14 protein-coding genes and 1 other RNA gene are annotated in these 17,566 nt (G+C 66.3%); 10 read left to right on the top strand and 5 right to left on the bottom strand.

The window, feature by feature from the left end:
• Positions 1-5: 5 nt before the first annotated feature.
• Positions 6-1,547: an ArnT family glycosyltransferase gene (locus tag AC3WT6_RS13835; RefSeq protein WP_492654185.1), complete on the top strand. Its 1,542-nt coding sequence runs from the start codon at positions 6-8 to the stop codon at positions 1,545-1,547.
• A gap of 209 nt (positions 1,548-1,756) precedes the next feature.
• Here the strand turns inward: AC3WT6_RS13835 and ffs are convergent.
• An RNA gene (gene ffs / locus AC3WT6_RS13830) (signal recognition particle sRNA small type) lies at positions 1,757-1,853 on the bottom strand.
• A gap of 174 nt (positions 1,854-2,027) precedes the next feature.
• Between ffs and AC3WT6_RS13825 the strand changes: the two genes are divergently transcribed.
• On the top strand, positions 2,028-3,527 hold the full coding sequence (locus AC3WT6_RS13825) for a flavin-containing monooxygenase (RefSeq protein ID WP_492654184.1): 1,500 nt from the start codon (positions 2,028-2,030) through the stop codon (positions 3,525-3,527).
• A gap of 30 nt (positions 3,528-3,557) precedes the next feature.
• Positions 3,558-4,403 carry an SDR family NAD(P)-dependent oxidoreductase gene (locus AC3WT6_RS13820; RefSeq protein ID WP_492654183.1) on the top strand — a complete coding sequence of 282 codons (846 nt, stop codon included), beginning with the start codon at positions 3,558-3,560 and terminating at the stop codon, positions 4,401-4,403.
• 26 nt (positions 4,404-4,429) lie between these two features.
• Here the strand turns inward: AC3WT6_RS13820 and AC3WT6_RS13815 are convergent, their stop codons facing one another.
• Complete coding sequence (locus tag AC3WT6_RS13815; RefSeq protein WP_492654182.1) at positions 4,430-5,242, bottom strand: MerR family transcriptional regulator; 813 nt, start codon at positions 5,240-5,242, stop codon at positions 4,430-4,432.
• Between the two features lie 19 nt (positions 5,243-5,261).
• Positions 5,262-6,086, bottom strand: coding sequence for an alpha/beta fold hydrolase (locus AC3WT6_RS13810; protein WP_492654181.1), 825 nt, complete (start codon positions 6,084-6,086; stop codon positions 5,262-5,264).
• Between the two features lie 197 nt (positions 6,087-6,283).
• Here AC3WT6_RS13810 and AC3WT6_RS13805 point away from each other — a divergent pair, with 197 nt between their 5' ends.
• The 6 genes from AC3WT6_RS13805 to AC3WT6_RS13780 all read left to right on the top strand — a co-directional run bounded on the left by AC3WT6_RS13805 (position 6,284) and on the right by AC3WT6_RS13780 (position 12,594).
• Entirely contained in the window at positions 6,284-7,114 is an 831-nt protein-coding gene (locus AC3WT6_RS13805; RefSeq protein WP_492654203.1) for a metal-dependent hydrolase, read from the top strand.
• 122 nt (positions 7,115-7,236) lie between these two features.
• A complete protein-coding gene (locus AC3WT6_RS13800) occupies positions 7,237-7,587 on the top strand; it encodes a hypothetical protein (RefSeq protein WP_492654180.1) in 351 nt (116 codons plus the stop codon).
• The gene (locus AC3WT6_RS13795) at positions 7,584-9,386 is read left to right on the top strand and encodes a long-chain-acyl-CoA synthetase (RefSeq protein ID WP_492654179.1); all 1,803 of its coding nucleotides are present in this window, start codon (positions 7,584-7,586) and stop codon (positions 9,384-9,386) included. Before AC3WT6_RS13800 ends, AC3WT6_RS13795 begins: the two co-directional genes overlap by 4 nt.
• Before the next feature lie 107 nt (positions 9,387-9,493).
• A complete protein-coding gene (locus AC3WT6_RS13790; RefSeq protein WP_492654178.1) occupies positions 9,494-10,003 on the top strand; it encodes an SRPBCC family protein in 510 nt (169 codons plus the stop codon).
• 62 nt (positions 10,004-10,065) lie between these two features.
• Positions 10,066-11,364: an acyl-CoA dehydrogenase family protein gene (locus AC3WT6_RS13785; protein ID WP_492654202.1), complete on the top strand. Its 1,299-nt coding sequence runs from the start codon at positions 10,066-10,068 to the stop codon at positions 11,362-11,364.
• 9 nt (positions 11,365-11,373) lie between these two features.
• Positions 11,374-12,594, top strand: coding sequence for an acyl-CoA dehydrogenase family protein (locus AC3WT6_RS13780; protein WP_492654177.1), 1,221 nt, complete (start codon positions 11,374-11,376; stop codon positions 12,592-12,594).
• 57 nt (positions 12,595-12,651) lie between these two features.
• Here the strand turns inward: AC3WT6_RS13780 and AC3WT6_RS13775 are convergent, their stop codons facing one another.
• Both AC3WT6_RS13775 and AC3WT6_RS13770 read right to left on the bottom strand, forming a co-directional pair.
• Complete coding sequence (locus AC3WT6_RS13775) at positions 12,652-14,073, bottom strand: DUF1329 domain-containing protein (RefSeq protein ID WP_492654176.1); 1,422 nt, start codon at positions 14,071-14,073, stop codon at positions 12,652-12,654.
• Between the two features lie 94 nt (positions 14,074-14,167).
• Positions 14,168-15,184, bottom strand: coding sequence for an AraC family transcriptional regulator (locus tag AC3WT6_RS13770; RefSeq protein ID WP_492654175.1), 1,017 nt, complete (start codon positions 15,182-15,184; stop codon positions 14,168-14,170).
• A 179-nt stretch (positions 15,185-15,363) separates the two neighbouring features.
• On the opposite strand from AC3WT6_RS13770, the gene AC3WT6_RS13765 reads away from it, so the two are divergent.
• On the top strand, positions 15,364-17,538 hold the full coding sequence (locus AC3WT6_RS13765; RefSeq protein ID WP_492654174.1) for a DUF1302 domain-containing protein: 2,175 nt from the start codon (positions 15,364-15,366) through the stop codon (positions 17,536-17,538).
• Positions 17,539-17,566 lie beyond the last annotated feature (28 nt).

Here is a 17,566-nt window from a genome sequence, read left to right as displayed (position 1 = left end):
TCGCGATGTCGCGCCAGCACTGGCTGCTGTTCGCACTCGCACTGTTCTGCGGTTACTGGCTCAACAGTTGGGCGGTGCCGCTGTTCGATCTCGACGAGGGCGCCTTCAGTGAGGCCACCCGCGAGATGTTCGCGCGCGGCGACTTCCTGATGACCCATCTGGACGGCGAGCCGCGCTACGACAAGCCGATCCTGATCTACTGGCTGCAGGCCGCCAGCGTCGCCCTGCTCGGCTGGAGCGAGTTCGCCCTGCGCCTGCCCTCGATGATCGCTGCCAGCCTCTGGGCCTGGGCGGTCTACCGCTTCACCCGCGAGGTCGGCGGCGGTTCACACGAGAAAGGCCTGTTCGCCGCCGGCAGCCTGGCGCTGTCGCTGATCCCCGGACTGATCGGCCATGCCGCCACCGCCGACGCCCTGCTCAACCTGTTGCTGGCGCTGTCGCTGCTCGATCTCTGGCGCTGGCTCGATCAGCCGCGTCGGCTCGTGCTGCTGCGCGTTTACCTCTGGATCGGCCTGGGCCTGCTGACCAAGGGGCCGGTGGCGGTGGCGCTGCCAATCATGGTGATGGTCCCGTTCGCTGCCTTGCATGGCCGCTGGCGCGAGGGCCTGAAGGCCGCCTTCTACCTGCCCGGCTGGCTGCTGGCGCTGGCGGTGTTCCTGCCCTGGGCGGTGCTGCTGACGCTGCGCGACGGCGGCGAGTTCTTCCGCCACTTCCTGCTCGACCATAACGTCAGCCGCTACTCCGACACCATGGAGAGCCACGGCGGTAACCTCTGGTACTACGCCGCCTTTTTGCCGCTGATCGTGCTGCCGTTCAGTGCCTGGCTGGTGCCGGCGCTGGCCAGCGCCAGGCGCTGGAAGAGCGAACCGCTCACCAGCTATCTGCTGGTCTGGTTCGGCGGCGTGTTCCTGCTGTTCTCCACCTCCGCCACCCAGTTGCCGCACTACCTGCTGTACGGCTGCACACCGCTGTTCGTGCTGTTCGGCCTGCACCACGAGGCCATCAGCCGGCGCTGGTTGGCGCTGCTGCCGGCGGCGATCTTCCTGATCCTGTTGCTGGCCCTGCCCAGCCTGTTGCCGCTGTTCCCGCCGCCCGAGCACCGGCTCTACGAGCGCGGTCTGGTGGCGCTGATCCAGGCCACGGTGACTCCCAGTTATTACCTAGCCTGCGGCGGCGCGCTGCTGCTCCTGCTGGTCACCGCCTTCCGCCCGCAACTGCCGGCCTGGCAGGCCACCCTGCGCGCCGGCCTGGCGGTCGCCATCGCCGCCTGGGGCGGCGTGCTGCCCCTGCTCGCCAACGGCCAGCAGTGGCCGGTGAAGTTGGCCGGCCTCAAGGCCAAGGAACTCGGCCTGCCCGCCGTCGCCTACCGTATCCACATGCCCAGCTTCAGTGTCTACCGCGAAGCCGAGACCCCGCACCGCACCCCGGTCAGCGGCGAGCTCGCCTTCACCCGCGCCGACCGCCTGGCAGACCTGCAAAACGAAGTCGCCCGCCCGCTGGCGATCGAATACCAGGCCGGCGGCATCGTGCTGGTGCGAGTGGAATAGCGCCAACGCCCTACTCCGTTCCTCACTCGCAAGGGGAGGAAGCCAAACGCCGAAGCACGCAAAAGTAGAGGCGAGACCTTTTCGGCCTGGATTGGCGTAGCGAGCATTGCGGAGTCCGCGCTGCGGCGCGCCGAGCGGCCTAGTGGCCGTGAGCACGGCGCGGTGCGGAATCCGCAAGCGCAGTAGCCAAGGCAAGCCGAAAAGAGGGATTCGCGCCGACTTGCCCCGGCACCCAGTTGCACCGCTGCCGTTGCTCCCTTCCGGGCCTGGCGGGGTTCACGGCTCACCGTTGCGGGGGGCCGGCGCGAATCGCGGTTATTGTCGCACGAAGGCACCGGGTTTGACCGGCTTGGCAGTTCCGACAGTCCAGCGCTCGCGGCAGCCAGTACCGCAGCGCAACATTATGGTATCTTGCCATCACTCGCTGTAATCGTCGCCGACATAGACCGGCACGGCGCGAGCAACCCCCCGGAGACCCCAATGGCATTCGACGCACAGATCCCGGACGACGGCGCGCCGCTGTCCACCCTGATCATCGGCACCGGCTTTGCCGGCCTCGGCATGGCGATCCGCCTCAAGCAGGAGGGCCGGAGCGACTTCCTGGTGCTGGAGCGCGCCCAGAGCGTCGGCGGCACCTGGCGCGACAACACCTACCCCGGCTGCGCCTGTGACGTGCAGTCGCACCTCTACTCCTTCTCCTTCGAGCCCAACCCGGCCTGGTCGCGGATGTTCGCGCCGCAGCCGGAGATCAAGAGCTATCTGGAGCACTGCGCCGACAAGTACGGCCTGGCGCCGCATCTGCGTTTCGGCGCCGACGTGGTCGAAGCGCGCTACGACGAGGCCGCGCAGCTCTGGCAGGTGAAGACCCGCGACGGCCGCCGCTTCCAGGCCCGCGCCCTGGTCGCCGGCCTGGGTGGTCTGTCCACGCCCGCCTATCCCGAGTTGAAGGGCATCGCCACGTTCAAGGGCAAGGCCTTCCACTCCGCCGAGTGGGACCACGACTACGACTTCCGAGGCAAGCGGGTGGCGGTGATCGGCACTGGCGCCTCGGCGATCCAGTTCGTGCCGCAGCTGCAGAAACTCGCCGGCCAGGTCGACCTCTACCAGCGGACGCCACCCTGGATCATGCCCAAGCCCGACCGCCGCATCAGCGCCCTGGAGCAGCGGCTGTTCAAGCGCCTGCCGCAGGCGCAGCGGGCGATCCGCGAGGCGATCTACTGGTCGCTGGAAGGCAGGGTACTGGGCTTCGTACTCAACCCCAAGGCGATGAAGCTGCCGGAGCTCTTGGCCCGCCGGCATATCCGCAAGCAGATCAAGGACCCGGCGCTGCGCGCGAAAGTCACCCCCGACTTCGCCTTCGGCTGCAAGCGGGTGCTGATCTCCGACGACTACTACCCGGCGCTCTCACAGGCCAATGTCGAGGTCATCAGCACCGGCATCCGCGAGGTCAAGGCCCACAGCATCGTCACCAGCGATGGGGCCGAGCGGCCGGTGGACTGCATCGTCTACGGCACCGGCTTCAAGGCCCAGGACCCACTGCCGCGCGGCGCCATCTTCGGCCGCCAGGGACTGGATCTGCTCGATGCCTGGAAGGACGGGCCGGAGGCCTACCTCGGCACCAGCATCCACGGCTTCCCCAACCTGTTCATGCTGGTGGGCCCCAACACCGGCCTCGGCCACAGCTCGATGGTCTACATGATCGAGTCGCAGATCGCCTACGTCCTGGACGCGCTCAAAACGATGCAACGCGAAAACCTGCGTGAAATCGAAGTGAGGGACCACGTGCAAGCCCGCTACAACCAAGGACTGCAAAAGCAGTTGGGCAAGGCCATCTGGGCCAGCGGCTGCAAGAGCTGGTACGTGAATGCCAATGGCAAGAACACCACACTCTGGCCGGGTTTCACCTTCCGCTTCCGTCAGGCGACCAGGCACTTCAAACTGGGCGACTACCGCGTGAGCCGCGTTACTGAAACGGCCTGATTACAAACCCCATAGAAACCTGAGGAGTCCATGAAGTCATTCCAGAACAAGGTCGCCGCGATCACCGGCGCCGGATCCGGCATCGGTCGCGCGCTGGCGATCAATCTCGCTGACCAAGGCTGCGCGCTGGCGCTGTCCGACGTCAACAGCGCCGGCCTCGCCGAAACCGCCAAGGCCTGCGAGGCCAAGGGCGTGAAGGTGACGCAGACCAAGGTGGATGTCGCCAACCGCGATGCCATCTACGCCTGGGCCGAGGCCAGCGCCAAGGCGCACGGCCAGATCAACCTGATCTTCAACAACGCCGGCGTCGCCCTAGGCGCGGCGGTGGACGGCATGAAGTTCGAGGACTTCCGCTGGATCATGGACATCAACTTCTGGGGCGTGGTGCACGGCACCCAGGCCTTCCTGCCCCATCTGAAGGCCTCCGGCGATGGCCACATCGTCAACATCTCCAGCATCTTCGGGATCATCGGCGTGCCCAGCCAGTCGGCCTACAACGCCAGCAAGTTCGCGGTGCGCGGCTTCACCGAGGCGCTGCGCATGGAACTGGACCTGGCCAAGAGCCCGGTCTCCACCACCTGCGTGCATCCCGGCGGCATCAAGACCAACATCGCCCGCGCGGCGCGCTTCGACGACAACATGAAGGCGCTGATCGGCCAGGAAGCCGAGCAGGGCAAGGCGCAGTTCGAGAAGATGTTCATCACCACGCCGGAAACCGCGGCGGCGACCATACTCAGAGGCGTGCGCCGCAACTCCCGGCGGGTACTGATCGGGCCGGACGCGGTGGTGGTGGACCTCACGCAGCGCCTACTGCCGACCGGCTACCAGAAGCTGATCAGCCTCGGCACCAAGCTGCAGATGAGCAAGAAGAAGTAAGGCCGGCTGGCAACGCGTGGCGCTGGCTAGCCAGCGCCACGCTGCTTATTCGACATCTGCTCCAGCACCGTCGCCAGGCGGTCGCCGAGATGCTTGTTGGCGGCGATCTCCATCGCCCGCGCGACCTCCGCGTGCACCGCCATCTCCACCAGCGGCCGCAGGCGCCAGATGATCTCGCCCAGCTTGGGCACGTCTTCCTTGGGCGGCAGGCCGCTGCCGTACTTGTCGAAGATGTAGTGCTCGACCAGACGCACCATCTCGTCGGCGGCGCGCTCGACGTTGGCACGCAGGCCCGCCACCACGTCCAGCATCTCGTCGAGCGGAATGCCGACGCTGACCAGCTCGGCTCCAGCCTGCAGGGTGCGCGGCGAGGGCGCGACGAAGCGGGCGCCCTGCTGCTTGATGATGCCCAACTCATTGGCCTTGACGATCCAGGACAACTCAAAGCGGCCACCAAACAGCTTCACCAGGTCGATCAACGAGTAATAGGCCGGCGTCTCGTCGGTCCAGGGGCTAGACACCGCCGACTCCAGGCCGATCAGGCCAGCGATGTCCTGGCCGCGCTCCCAGGCCTCGATCAGCTCGCCGATGCTGGCCAGGGTGTAACCCCGGTGCAGCAGGTGACCGATGATGCGCAGGCGCGACAGATGCGCTTCGTCGTAAACCCCAGTGCGGCCGCGCCGCTCCGGCGGCGGGATCAGACCGCGGTCCTGATACGCACGGACATTGCGCACCGTGGTCTTGGCAGCGCGCGCCAGATCGTCGATGGAATACTCCGCGGGCTTGCGCGGCTCTTCCGCTTCCGCGGCGGCTTTGTTCTTCTTGTTCAGCGGCTTCATGTTCGCATCATAACGGCCTCTAGCCGGTACGCCGAGCCTCCTGCGCTCGCACAAAGTCGCGCACCAGGTCGGCCAGTTTTTCCGGCTGCGCCAGTGGCTGCCAGTGGCCACCGCTCAGCTCCCGGATCTGCACTTGCGGCAGTCGCGCCGCGCCGCGCACGAGCAGCGCGCGCAGGAACTCCGCCGAGACATAGGGGTCGTCACGCGCGATCAGCAGTTGCACCGGCAGGTTCACCGTGCGCGGCTGCGGCCGGCTCAGGCGCGCGGGAAAATTGGCGCGATACATCCGGATGCCGGCAACGCCGTCCGCGGTCTGCGTCGCGGAGACCGGCACCGTCACCCGCTCCTGACGGCTGAGTAGCCGGTGCCAGACCCGTCCCAGACCCGCGCGCCAGACCAGCGGCGCCAGCCCGGGCAACTGGAACAGGCCGATGTACCAGGAATGCAGCAACTGCCTGAGCAGCGGGCCGGCCTCATTCAGCCTCGCCTGCCCGCGCCGCAGCGCCTGCAGCCACTCGCCGACATGGTCGATGCAGGGGCCGGAGATCGAGGTGAAGCTGGCGAAGTAGCCCGGCGCGCTGTCGACTCCCAGGGCCTCCCAGCTCTGGATCGAACCCCAGTCGTGCGCGACCAGATGCACCGGACGCCCGGGGGAGACGGCTTCGATGACCGCGCGCATATCCTCGGCCAGCAGTTCCAGCCGGTAGTCGGCGACCCGGGTCGGGCGATCCGAACGACCGGCGCCGCGCACGTCGTAGGTAATGACGTGGAACTCGCTCGCCAGCCGGACCGCCACCTCGTCCCAGATCGCCTGCTGGTCGGGATAGCCGTGTAGCAGCAGCACCGGCGGACTCCCCGCCCGGCCGCGCTGCCGGACCGCGAGACGCAAGGCTCCGGAGACCACCCAGGAATCGCGGGGGAAATCCGAGCCCAATCCTTCGTTTACATCATCTAATGGCATTGTTGTGTTGATCTGCGGCATTCGTTATGACATCGTTTGATGTAACAGTATCACCGACATCAAAGGAGTCAAACATGTCCGTGCTTCCCATCCGCCGCGATCTGCGCTTCACGTTACCTGCCGAGCGCATCGGCGACTGGCATGGCCGTGGCCCGCTGGTCACGCAATTCATTAATACCCTGTCGCTGTTCTTCCCGGCAGGCGAGCGCTTCTTCATCCAGTCGGTACGCCACTACCGCGACCAAATTCGCGACCCCGAGCTGCAGAAAGCGGTGACCGCCTTCATCGGGCAGGAAGCCATGCACACCCGTGAACACGAGGGGTACGACAACCTGATGCAGGCCGCCGGCATGCCTGCGTCCGCTATGGAAGAAGAGGTGCGCCGGCTGTTGGAGCGGATCAAAGCGGCGGCGCCGCCCTCGACCCAGCTCGCAATCACCATCGCGCTGGAGCATTACACCGCGCTGCTGGCCGACTGGGTGCTGTCGGTGGACTCGGTGACCCGTGATGGCGAACCCCATTACATTTCGCTTTGGCGCTGGCACGCCCTAGAGGAAACCGAGCACAAGGCCGTCGCCTACGATGTCTGGCAGGCGGTGATGAAGGACAAACCGCGCGCCTATGCCGAGCGCGCGGCGGTGCAACTGGTCGCCACCTCGCTGTTCATGCTGCTGGTGGCGATCTACACGGTGCGCATGGCGCGGGCCAACCCGAAGGCGCGCGGGTTCAGGCAGTGGCGCGAACTGGCCAGCTTCCTGCTTGGCCGCGAGGGCTTCCTGCGTCGCTCCTTCCGTCCCTGGCTGGACTACTTCAAGCCCGGCTTCCATCCCTGGCAGCACGACAATCGTCACTTTCTGGCCGAGATCGAGGGCTTTGTCCGAGAACACGACCGGCTTGCCGCCGCAGCCTGAGCCTTCAAGCTCCAGCCCGCCGCCCCCGGAAACCCCGGGGGCGGCTTTGTATTGGCAGCGAGCCAGTGCAGCGGGCAGACTGCCGCACCAAAGAATCCCAATAAAGATCTGGAGGAGATTGCATGCGCGATCACGTCGGCGCACCCATTGACGCCAAGCTGGCCGAGAAGGCCGTGGCCATCGCCAACCGGATCCGTAGCGGCGCCATCAAGCCGCATCAGGCCGACGAGGTGGTGAAGGTGGTCTGCGAGATGACCGAGGCGGCCATGACCCATTTCTTCGTCAAGCCGGTGAAGGACTTCGGCGGTGGCATCACCATGCGCGGACTGGCCGAGATGGGGGTCAGCGGCAGTGTCCGCGCGGTGCATTTCGGGCTGGGCAAGATCCTGCACAAGCTCGATCAACGGCAGTGGATCATGGTCGCCGACTTCCTCGACCAGTCGCTGGTCGAAGTGAACGGTCGGCCGCAGTGAGCAACGACAACAGCGTCCGCCTTCGCGACATCGCGCGCGGCGCGCTCTCCGGTCTGGGCGATGCCCTTACCGTCAATCGCGGACTGCTGCGACTGGCGCTCGCAAACCCGGAAAAGCCCGGCTCCATCGGCCTGCTGCTGCAAGAGCAGGCCGAGCGCAAGCCCGAGAACCTGGCGCTGCGCTTCGAGGATCGTGCCTGGACCTATGCCAGCTTCAACGCCTGGGTCAATCGCATCGCGCAAGTGCTCAAGGCAAGGGGCGTGCAGGCCGGAGAGGCAGTGGCGATCCTGATGGAGAACCGCCCGGAAACCCTGGCCTGCGTGGCTGCGACGGTGAAGCTGGGCGCCATCGCCGGCATGCTCAACCCGCAGCAACGCGGCGAGGTGCTGGCGCACAGCCTCAAGCTGACCCAGGCGCGACTGTTGATCGTTGGCGAGGAATGCGAGGAGGCGATCCTCAGCACCGGCCTTACGCCCGGCGAAGACGGTGACCGGCCCTGGCTCTGGGACGGCGACCGTCACGCGCCCGCGCCCTGGCTGGACCTGCGCACCCTCAGCCGGGACAGCGACGAAAGCAATCCGCCCGAGACCGAGAAGGTGCTGCAAAAGCAGACCGCCTTCTACATCTTCACCTCCGGCACCACCGGCCTGCCCAAGGCCAGCCGCATGACCCACTACCGTTGGCTGCGCGGCGCCGCCGGTCTGGGCCAGATGGCACTACGCCTGAAAGCCGATGACGTCTTCTATTGCTGCCTGCCGCTCTATCACAACAACGCGCTGACGGTGAGCTGGGGTTCGGTGCTGGTCAGCGGTTCCTGCCTGGTGCTAGCGCGCCGCTTCAGCGCCTCGCGCTTCTGGGACGACATCCGCCGCTACGACATCACCGCGTTCTGCTACATCGGCGAGCTGTTGCGCTACCTGCTGCTGCGGCCAGAAACGGCCAGCGACCGTGAGCACCGAGTGCGTCTGATCGTCGGCAACGGCCTGCGCGCCGAGTTGTGGGATGCCTTCGAGCAGCGCTTCAACATCCACCAGATCAGCGAGTTCTACGGCGCCAGCGAATCCAACGCCGCCTTCATCAACGCCTTTGGCCTGGCCAAGACCGCCGGCTTCTGCCCGCTGTCCTTCGCCGTCGTCGAGTTCGACGGCGAGACCGAAACCCCGGTTCGCGACGCCGACGGCCGCATGCGGCGGGTGGCGCGCGGCGGCGTCGGCCTGCTGATCACCGAGGTCGGCAACAAAACTCCCTTCGATGGCTACACCGACCGCAAGGCCAGCGAGGCCAAGCTGCTGCGCGAGGTGTTCGCCGCCGGAGACTGCTGGGTGAACAGCGGCGATCTCGTACGCGACCAGGGCTGGCGTCACATCCAATTTGTCGACCGGGTCGGCGACACCTTCCGCTGGAAAGGCGAGAACGTCGCCACCACTGAAGTCGAAGCCGCCTTCGAGGGCTTTCCCGGCATCGAGGAGACCGTGGTCTACGGCGTGCAGCTGCCCAATGCCGACGGCCGCGCCGGCATGGCGGCCTTGACCGGACTCCGCGAGATCGACGGCGCTGCTCTCGCGCGACACCTGCTGGAGCGGCTGCCGGCCTATGCCGTGCCCTTGTTCCTGCGCCTGCGCGATACGCAGGAGACCACCAGCACCTTCAAGTTCCGCAAGGTGGACCTGAAACGCGAGGGCTGCGACCCGGCACACATCCGCGAACCCCTCTACGTGCTCGCCGACCCGGCGCGCGGCTACGAGCCGCTGAGCGCGGCGCTCTACCAGCGCATCCTCGACGGCCAACTGCGTCTCTAGGGCGGGCGTTGACCTCAGCGCCCGATGCCGCGGTCCTCGGGCCATACACGTCGACCGGAGGCTCTGCGAGTCTGCGCGGCAATCCGATCCACCACCGCGAATCCCGTATGAAGGTCCAACTCTCCATCGAACGCAGCCTGCCGGTCCCGGCCAGCGCCGACGAGGTCCTGGCGCTGTTCGACGACCTGGAAACCACCATCGGCCGCTTCCCCAAGCTCAAGAAGCTGAGCCACCTCGGCGGCAAGCGCTACCGCTGGGACATGGACATCATCGGTTCGCGCATCGCCAACATAGCGCACAGCGTCAGCTACGGCGCCGAGTACCACATCAATGGCGAGGCCGGCGAACTGCGCTGGACCGCGCTGCCGGATGTCGGCAATGCCCGCATCGAGGGCGCCTTCCGGGTACGTGAATCCGCCGAGGGCGCAACGCTGAGCTTCCAGGTGCGTGGCGAGTTGCACGATGTGCCGGTGCCACTGGTGTATCGCCTGGTGGCGCCGGCCTTCATCCAGGGCAAGTTCACCGCCCTGGTCGATCGCTTTCTGGAACACACCCGCAGCGCCTTGCAGGAAGCCCCGGCCGCGAAGAAGCCGGCGCGAAAGAAAGCCGCCCGCTGAGCGGCAGCCCCGGCCTACGCGCCGGCTGAGGAGAAGAAGCAATGAGCGTCCCCGAGAAGACCATGGGCTTCGGGCTCAAGGTGCTGAATCGCTTCGCCGGCCTGTCTCTGGTCGACAAGCTCAAGCTGCGCAAGCCCTCCGAGCAACTGCTTTACCAGGCCACCCGGGCCGGCTTCGTCGGCATCGGCGCCGCCGCCCGCAGCTTCGCGGCCGTGAACAAGCTGGTGCGGCCGGCGCGACTCACACCCGGCCGGGAGCGCGAGCTGTTCGACCTCACGCCCAGCGAAGAGCAGCAGATGCTGCGCGAGGCCGTTTCGGCCTTTGCCGATGGCGAGCTGCGCGGCGCGGCGCAGGCCGCCGACAGCGTCTGCGCAGCGCCCAAGGAACTGCTGCAGGCCGCCGGCGAACTCGGCATTGGCCTGATCGGCCTGCCCGAGGAAGTCGGCGGCGCCGGCAGCGAACGCTCGGTGGTCAGCAATGTGCTGGTCGCCGAGGCCCTGGCGCATGGTGACCTGGGCCTGGCGGTGGCGATCCTCGCCCCCGGTGCGGTCGCCAATGCCCTGGTGCTCTGGGGCGATGAAGCACAGCAGGCCAAGTACCTGCCGGCCTTCGCCGCCAGCCACGCGCCGGCCGCCGCGCTGGCGGTGCAGGAGCCGCGCGCGCTGTTCAACCCCTTCGCACTCAAGACCAGCGCCCGCCGCGAGCGCGACGGCAGCTACCTGCTGGAAGGCCTGAAGTCGCTGGTGCCGCGTGCCGCCGATTGCGAGCTGTTCCTGGTTGCTGCCCAGCTCGAAGACCACGGCCCGGCGCTGTTTCTGGTCGAAGGCTCCACGCGCGGCTTGAGCGTGCGCGCCGAGCCGGCGATGGGCCTGCGCGCCGCCGCCACCGCGCAACTGCAGCTGCACCGGGTGCGCGTCGGCGCCGAGGCCTTGCTGGCCGGCGGCGACGCCGCCATCTATCGGGACTGCATCCAGCTCTCGCGTCTGGCCTGGAGCGCGCTGACGGTCGGCTGCGGGCAGGCGGTGCTCGATTATCTGATCCCTTACGTGAACGGCCGCGTCGCTTTCGGCGAACCCATCAGCCACCGCCAGGCAGTGGCCTTCAGCGTCGCCGACACCGCGATCGAGCTGGAAGGTTTGCGACTGACCACCCTGCGCGCCGCCTCGCGCGCCGAACGCGGGCTCGACTTCGCCCGCGAAACCGCCCTCGCCCGTCGGCTCACCGCCGAGCAGGGCGCGCGCATCGCCAGCGACGGCGTGCAGTTGCTCGGCGGTCACGGCTTCACCAAGGAGTACCCGGTGGAGCGCTGGTACCGCGACCTGCGCGCGGCCGGATTCATGGAAGGCGTCGTGCTGGTCTAGGAGCCTCTGATGATCAATCTCGAAGTCCCCCGCAAGTACGGCGCGCTGGTCAGCCAGGCGCATCAGGTGGCGGCCAACATCTTCCGCACGAATTCCCGCAAGTACGACCGCGCCGAGCACAGTTACCCGAAGGAGCTGGACATGCTCGCCTCGCTGCTCGACGGCCTGAATGCCGCCGGCGGTGCCGATGGCGCCGGAGCCGCCGGCGTGCGCCGCGACGCGGTGCAGGACAGCGGCAACCGCAACGGCAGCAACCTCGCCACCGTGCTCGGGGTCATGGAACTGTGCTGGGGCGACGTCGGCCTGCTGCTGTCGATGCCGCGCCAGGGCCTGGGCAATTCCGCCATCGCCTCGGTGGCCAACGAAGAACAGCTCAAGCGCTTCGAGGGCCGCTGGGCGGCGATGGCGATCACCGAGCCGGGCTGCGGCTCCGACTCCGCCAACATCCGCACTACCGCCGTGCTCGACGGCGACCACTATGTGCTCAACGGCGAGAAGATCTACGTCACCAGCGGCGAGCGCGCCGATCTGGTAGTGGTCTGGGCAACGCTCGACCGCAAGCTGGGGCGCGCGGCGATCAAGTCCTTCGTGGTCGAAAAGGGCACGCCGGGCTTCGAGCTGGTACGCCTGGAACACAAGCTCGGCATCCGCGCTAGCGACACCGCCGCCTTTCTGCTGAAGGACGTGCGAGTGCCGAAGGAAAATCTGCTCGGCTCGCCGGACGTGGACGTGCAGAAGGGCTTTGCCGGCGTGATGCAGACCTTCGACAACACCCGGCCGCTGGTCGCCGGCATGGCGGTGGGCCTGACCCGCGCCTGCCTGGAGGAGACCCGCAAGCTGATCGAGAATGCCGGCCTGGTGATCGACTACGCGCTGCCGGCGCACAGCCAGTCCTCAGCGGTGGCCGACTACCTGCGCATGGAAGCCGACTACGAGGCGGCGCGGCTGCTGACCCTGCAGGCCGCCTGGATGGCCGACAACCGCCAGCCCAATTCGCTGCAGGCTTCGATGGCGAAAGCCAAGGCCGGGCGCAGCTGCGTAACGGTCGCGCTCAAGTGCGTGGAGCTGGCCGGCAGCCTGGGTTACGCCGAAGGCGAGGAAGGCCCCGGCCTACTGGAGAAGTGGGCGCGCGACGCCAAGATCCTCGACATCTTCGAGGGCACCCAGCAGATACAGTTGCTGATCGTGGCGAGGCGTCTGCTTGGCAAGACTTCGGCCGAGCTGAAATAGGCCGCCGGCAAACAAAAGCGGCGCCCGAAGGCGCCGCCGGTTTGCTGCCGCCCCGTCCTATTTGCCGCGTGCGCGGCGCTTCAAGTTGCTGGGGTCAAAGTAGCTGTCGGAGTAAGTCACCTCGAAGTCGGTCACCGCGTCCTCGTTGACCATGGTGGTCGCGAAGTAGCGGTTGGACTGCAAGTCGTAGATCAGCTCCGGAATGCCGGTGGTGGTGGGGATGAAGGGCGCGGTCAACAGATGCGCCTCCTGCACCTTCCACAGCGAACCACGCGCATCGTAGTTGTCGATGCTGGAAATGCACCAGGAATCTTCGTCGACGTAGAACGTGCGCCGGGCGAAGTTGTGGCGGGTGCCGGGTTTCAGCGTCGCCTCCACCACCCAGACGCGGTGCAGCTCGTAACGGGGATATTCCGGATTGAGGTGGAAGGGCTTGAGCAGATCCTTGTACTTCAGCTTGGGACTGTTGATCTGGTAGGAGTTGTAGGGGATGTAGACCTCCTTCTTGCCCACCAGCTTCCAGTTGTAACGGTCGAGCGCGCCATTGAAGACGTCGATCTGGTCGTTGTACTGCTCGTTGTCGGTGCCCAGCGCCGGGTTGTCGTAACCGACATCGGGTGCGCGGGTGACCCGCGCCAGACCCGGCGAATACAGCCAGGCGGCGCGGCCGCCGCCCTCGGTACCGGCGAACTCGTGCACCAGGGTGATCTGGCCGGCGACACGCGGCGGCGACACCACCTCGCTGAGATAGAAAGCAAACAGCTTGTTGTCGGCCGCAGGCGGATCCTTGAGGTTGGCGTACTTGAACTTCACGTCTTCCACCAGCTTGGTCAGCACGAAGCTGCCGTCGGGCTTGACGATGGCCTGGTTGTTGTAGCGCTTGGCCGCGGAACCACGGAACTTGAGCTTGTGGTTCCAGATCACCTCGGCGCCGTTCTTCGGGATCGGGAAGGGAAAACCCAGCTTCGCGCCCTTGAGATCGTCGGTGCCGGTGAGCACCGCCGTGGTCGCGTTGGCGATGGTCGCGGCCTCGATCTCCTTCGGGTAATAGGCGGCGCGCACCGGCTTGTAGACCCTGAGCTTGTAGGTCGGGTACTTGCTCAGCATCGCCTTCTGCCCTTCGGTGAGCTTGTCGGCGTACTTGGCCATATTGGCCTTGTTGATCTCGAACAGTGGATTGACCGCCGCCGGATCAACGTTCTGCTTGAAGTCGTTCTCCAGCTTGTCCGGGTCCTTCTTGCGCAGTTCCTCCAGCCGAGCCCGGGTGTAGTGCTTGGTCTCCTCGGGGAAGTTCTTCTCGCCGGTGAACTCGGGAATCGAGCCATCCTTGTTGCCAGCGCGGATGGCGCCCACCGGCGTCAGCTCCTTGCCAAGCTTGGCGGCTTCTTCGGCGCTGACCGCGGCGAGCGCGGACGTGGTGGTCGCGGTGAACAGCAGGGCCCCTGCAAGCGCGCGTACGCGCCATAGCTGCGATCTCATGGTCTCCTCCAACGATCGGTATTGTTTCAGCAAGCAATGGCGAGTTTAGGCAGATCGCCGTCCATCCGCGACGACCGTCTGGCGCCTACCCGAACTAGGCGTCGGCGCTCGCCGGCTTGCGCCGCTGCTCGCGGTACTGCAACGGCGTCATGCCCGCCCAGCGGCGGAAGGCACGGTAGAAGGTGCTGGGCTCGGAGAAGCCGGTGAGGTAGACGATGTTTTCGATCGGCTCCTCGGAATGTGCCAGCAGCCGGCGCGCCAGCGCATAGCGGAAGTCGGTACGCAACTGGCTGAAGCTGGTGCCGGCACGAGTCAGCTCGAAGCGCAGTCGCCGCGGCGCCAGTTGCAGCTCGCGGGCGACGTCCTCCAGTTCGCACTGCTCGATCTCCAGGCGCCGCGAGAACACCGCGCGGATGCGCTCGATCAAGTCCTGGCGCTCGATCTTCGACAGCCGCTTGGCGGCAAACTCCTCGTGCAGTTGCAGCAGGTCCGGGTCCCAGTGCGGGGAGCGGTAGTCGAGCACCGCCGCATCGAACCGCGCCTGGGCGCTGCTGGCGCCGAAGCTCACGGGGCAACCGAAGACCTGCTCATATTCCGCCAGCGCCGCCCGCGGCTGGCAGCTCAAAGCCACCGCCAGAGGACGGAAACGCCCCTCGGTCACCTCGCCGACCAGACGCACCAATTCGTAGAGCATGCAGATCTCGGTATGCCTCTGCACCGGAGTGGACAGCGCGGCGCTGGTGAGATTGATGCAGACACTGTTGCCGTCCTTGACCAGGCGCACGTTCAGGGCGTCGCTGATCAGGCGCAGGTATTTGAGTGCGCGGTTCACGCCCTCGCCGAAGGTGCGGCTGGAAAACAGCAGGTACTCCAGCACCTCGCCACGGTAGAGCGGCAGATGGGGGCAGAGATGCAGGCCGATCTCGGGGTCGCCGGTCACCGCCTCGACGGTCTCCCAGAAAAAGCTCTGCAACTGGTGGGCAGTGCGCAGCTCCCGCAGCGGCAGCTTCTCGGCGTCATAGCCCAGACGGGCGTAGATGCGCTGCACGTCCAGACCGGCGTTCACCATGCCCGTATGCACCACCTGCAGCATCTGTCCGGAATCTCGCATCGTCCCTCGCCAAAGTCCTCGTTGCCATCGACGAAGGACAACGTAACACCAAACCCATGTATATTTTCCCGAGCATAGCCCGGGCGACTCCGGCCGCCGATTCAACGGCCGGGGCACAGCATAGAGGCGAACAATAAATCAGTGCAGGACTCGGTTTGGAGCCGCACGGAGGAGACCGCATGAAGATGGAGTCGGCACGCAGACTGCTGCTCATTGCCTTGGCCTGGAACAGCACCCCCGCGCTGGCCCTGGACTGGGAATGGGACGAGGCGCGCTTCTCGCTGAAGAACAGCTATTCGGTGGGCGCGGCGATCCGCATGCAGGACCGCAACGGCATGCTGGTCGGCAAGCTCAACACGCCGGGCCAGCAAGACCTCTGCGCGACGGACAACTGCATCTCCTTCACTGGCGATCCCGAGCCCAATGCCAGGCTGGTGCGCGCCGGCGGTGCCTTTTCCGGGGTCAACCAGGACGACGGCACTCTCAACTACGACAAGTACGACCTCGTCGCCGCCACCAACAAGCTCAACTCGGTGTTCACCGCCGAGTACGGCGAATTTGTCGCCAAGCTGCGCGCCATCGGCTACTACGACCCGGTCAATGCCGGCTTCGACGAGCACCATTACGACCTCCGTTACCAGCCCGCGCGCAGCGAGCGCCCCAGCGATATCTCGCGCGACTTCGCCAAGGGCGTGAATCTTTACGACGCCTACCTGCAATACAACTTCAGCTTCGGCGAGCGCAACGGCCTTGTTTCCATTGGCCAGCAGTACGTGCGCTGGGGCGAGGCCAATCTGGTCGCGATCAACAGCCTCTCGGAGATCAACCCGCCCAATGCCGCGCTGCTGCGTATGCCGGGCAGCGAGATCAGCGAGGTGTTCCAGCCAGTGCCTCTGCTGCTGGTTTCCACCGACATCAGCGAGGGCCTGTCGGCCGACTTCATCTACCAGTTCGGCTGGAAGGCCGTGCAGGCCGATCCGCGCGGCAGCTTCTTCGCCGACACCGACCTCGCCGGCGGAGGCCGTTACGGCTATATCTCGCTGGGTCAGTTCGGCGAAGACCCGAACAAGCTGGCCAAGCCCGCCGGCGTGCTGGGCCTGATCTCCAGCACCTCGCTGACCATTGATCTGCAAGAAACTGAGGCCCGGGACAACGGCCAGTACGGCCTGCGCGTCAACTACCTGGCCGACTGGCTCAACAACGGCACCGAGCTGGGCCTCTACTTCCTCAACTACCACAGCCGCTATCCCTACGCCTCGATCATCGCCACCGACGAGTCCTGCGCGCGCAGTTCCACCAATGCCATCGACGCCTACGTCGCCTGCGGCGGCTTCAACGGCAGCCTGCCCGGCATTCCCGGCCTGCAAAAGGAGCCGCTGCCGATCGACACCATGCAGGCCAAGCTGGTCTACCCCGAAGACATCCAGATGTACGGGCTGAGCTTCAACACCACCATCGGTAGCTGGTCACTGGCCGGCGAATACTCGTTCCGCCCGAACGTGCCCTTGCAGGTGCACATCACCGACGTGATCTTCACCGGCCTGCAACCGGCCTTCCCCGACAACGACATCGTCGCCGACCCCACCGGCGCCAATGCGCTGATCACCCAGATCGCCAACTCGCTCAACATCGACCCCAATGCGATCACCAGCTTGCTGCCCGGCCTCACCGGCGATGTGGTGGACCTGTTGCGTGCCACCCTGCCCAGCGCCGATCACGGCGTGCCTAGCTTCCTCAAGCACTACCGTGGCATCGACCGCATCGCCGGCAACCAGTTGATCAATGGTTATGAGCGCTTTCCGGTGGGGCAGCTCGACCTGACCGCGATCAAGGCCTGGTCGAAGAACCCCTTCAACGCCGATCAGGTGCTGCTGATCGCCGAGGCCGGCATGACCCAGATCTTCAACCTGCCCTCGCACCAGGTGCTGCAGATCGAGGGTGGCGGCGCCAACCGCACCCACGCCAGCCCTGGCGCCGACTGCACGGGCGAGGCCCCCGGTACGCCGGTCGCGGATTGCACCAAGCATCTGAATCCGACCCAGCAGACCAGCAACTTCGCCGACGAGATCGCCTGGGGAATCCGCCTGCTGACCCGCATGGAATACAACGACGTGATGTTCGGCTGGAGCTTCAAACCCACCTTCGGGTTCTTCTGGGATATCGAAGGTGTGGCGCCCTACCCGATCCAGAACTTCGTCGAAGGCCGCATGGAGGCCCTCGCCGGCACCGAGGTCAACCTCACGCCAGCGCTGAGCGGGCGCGTCGTCTACCAGAGCTTCTTCGGCGGCCGCCCCGGCGAGAACACCCGCGCCGACCGCGACAATCTGGCGCTCAGCTTCAACTACACCTTCTGAAAATCCGCTGGCGGAAAGCGGACTTCGG

The sequence above is a fragment of the Stagnimonas sp. FW305-C-60 genome (assembly GCF_058782965.1).
Note: the sequence above shows the minus strand (reverse complement) of the source record. Positions and strands in the feature narration are given on the sequence as shown.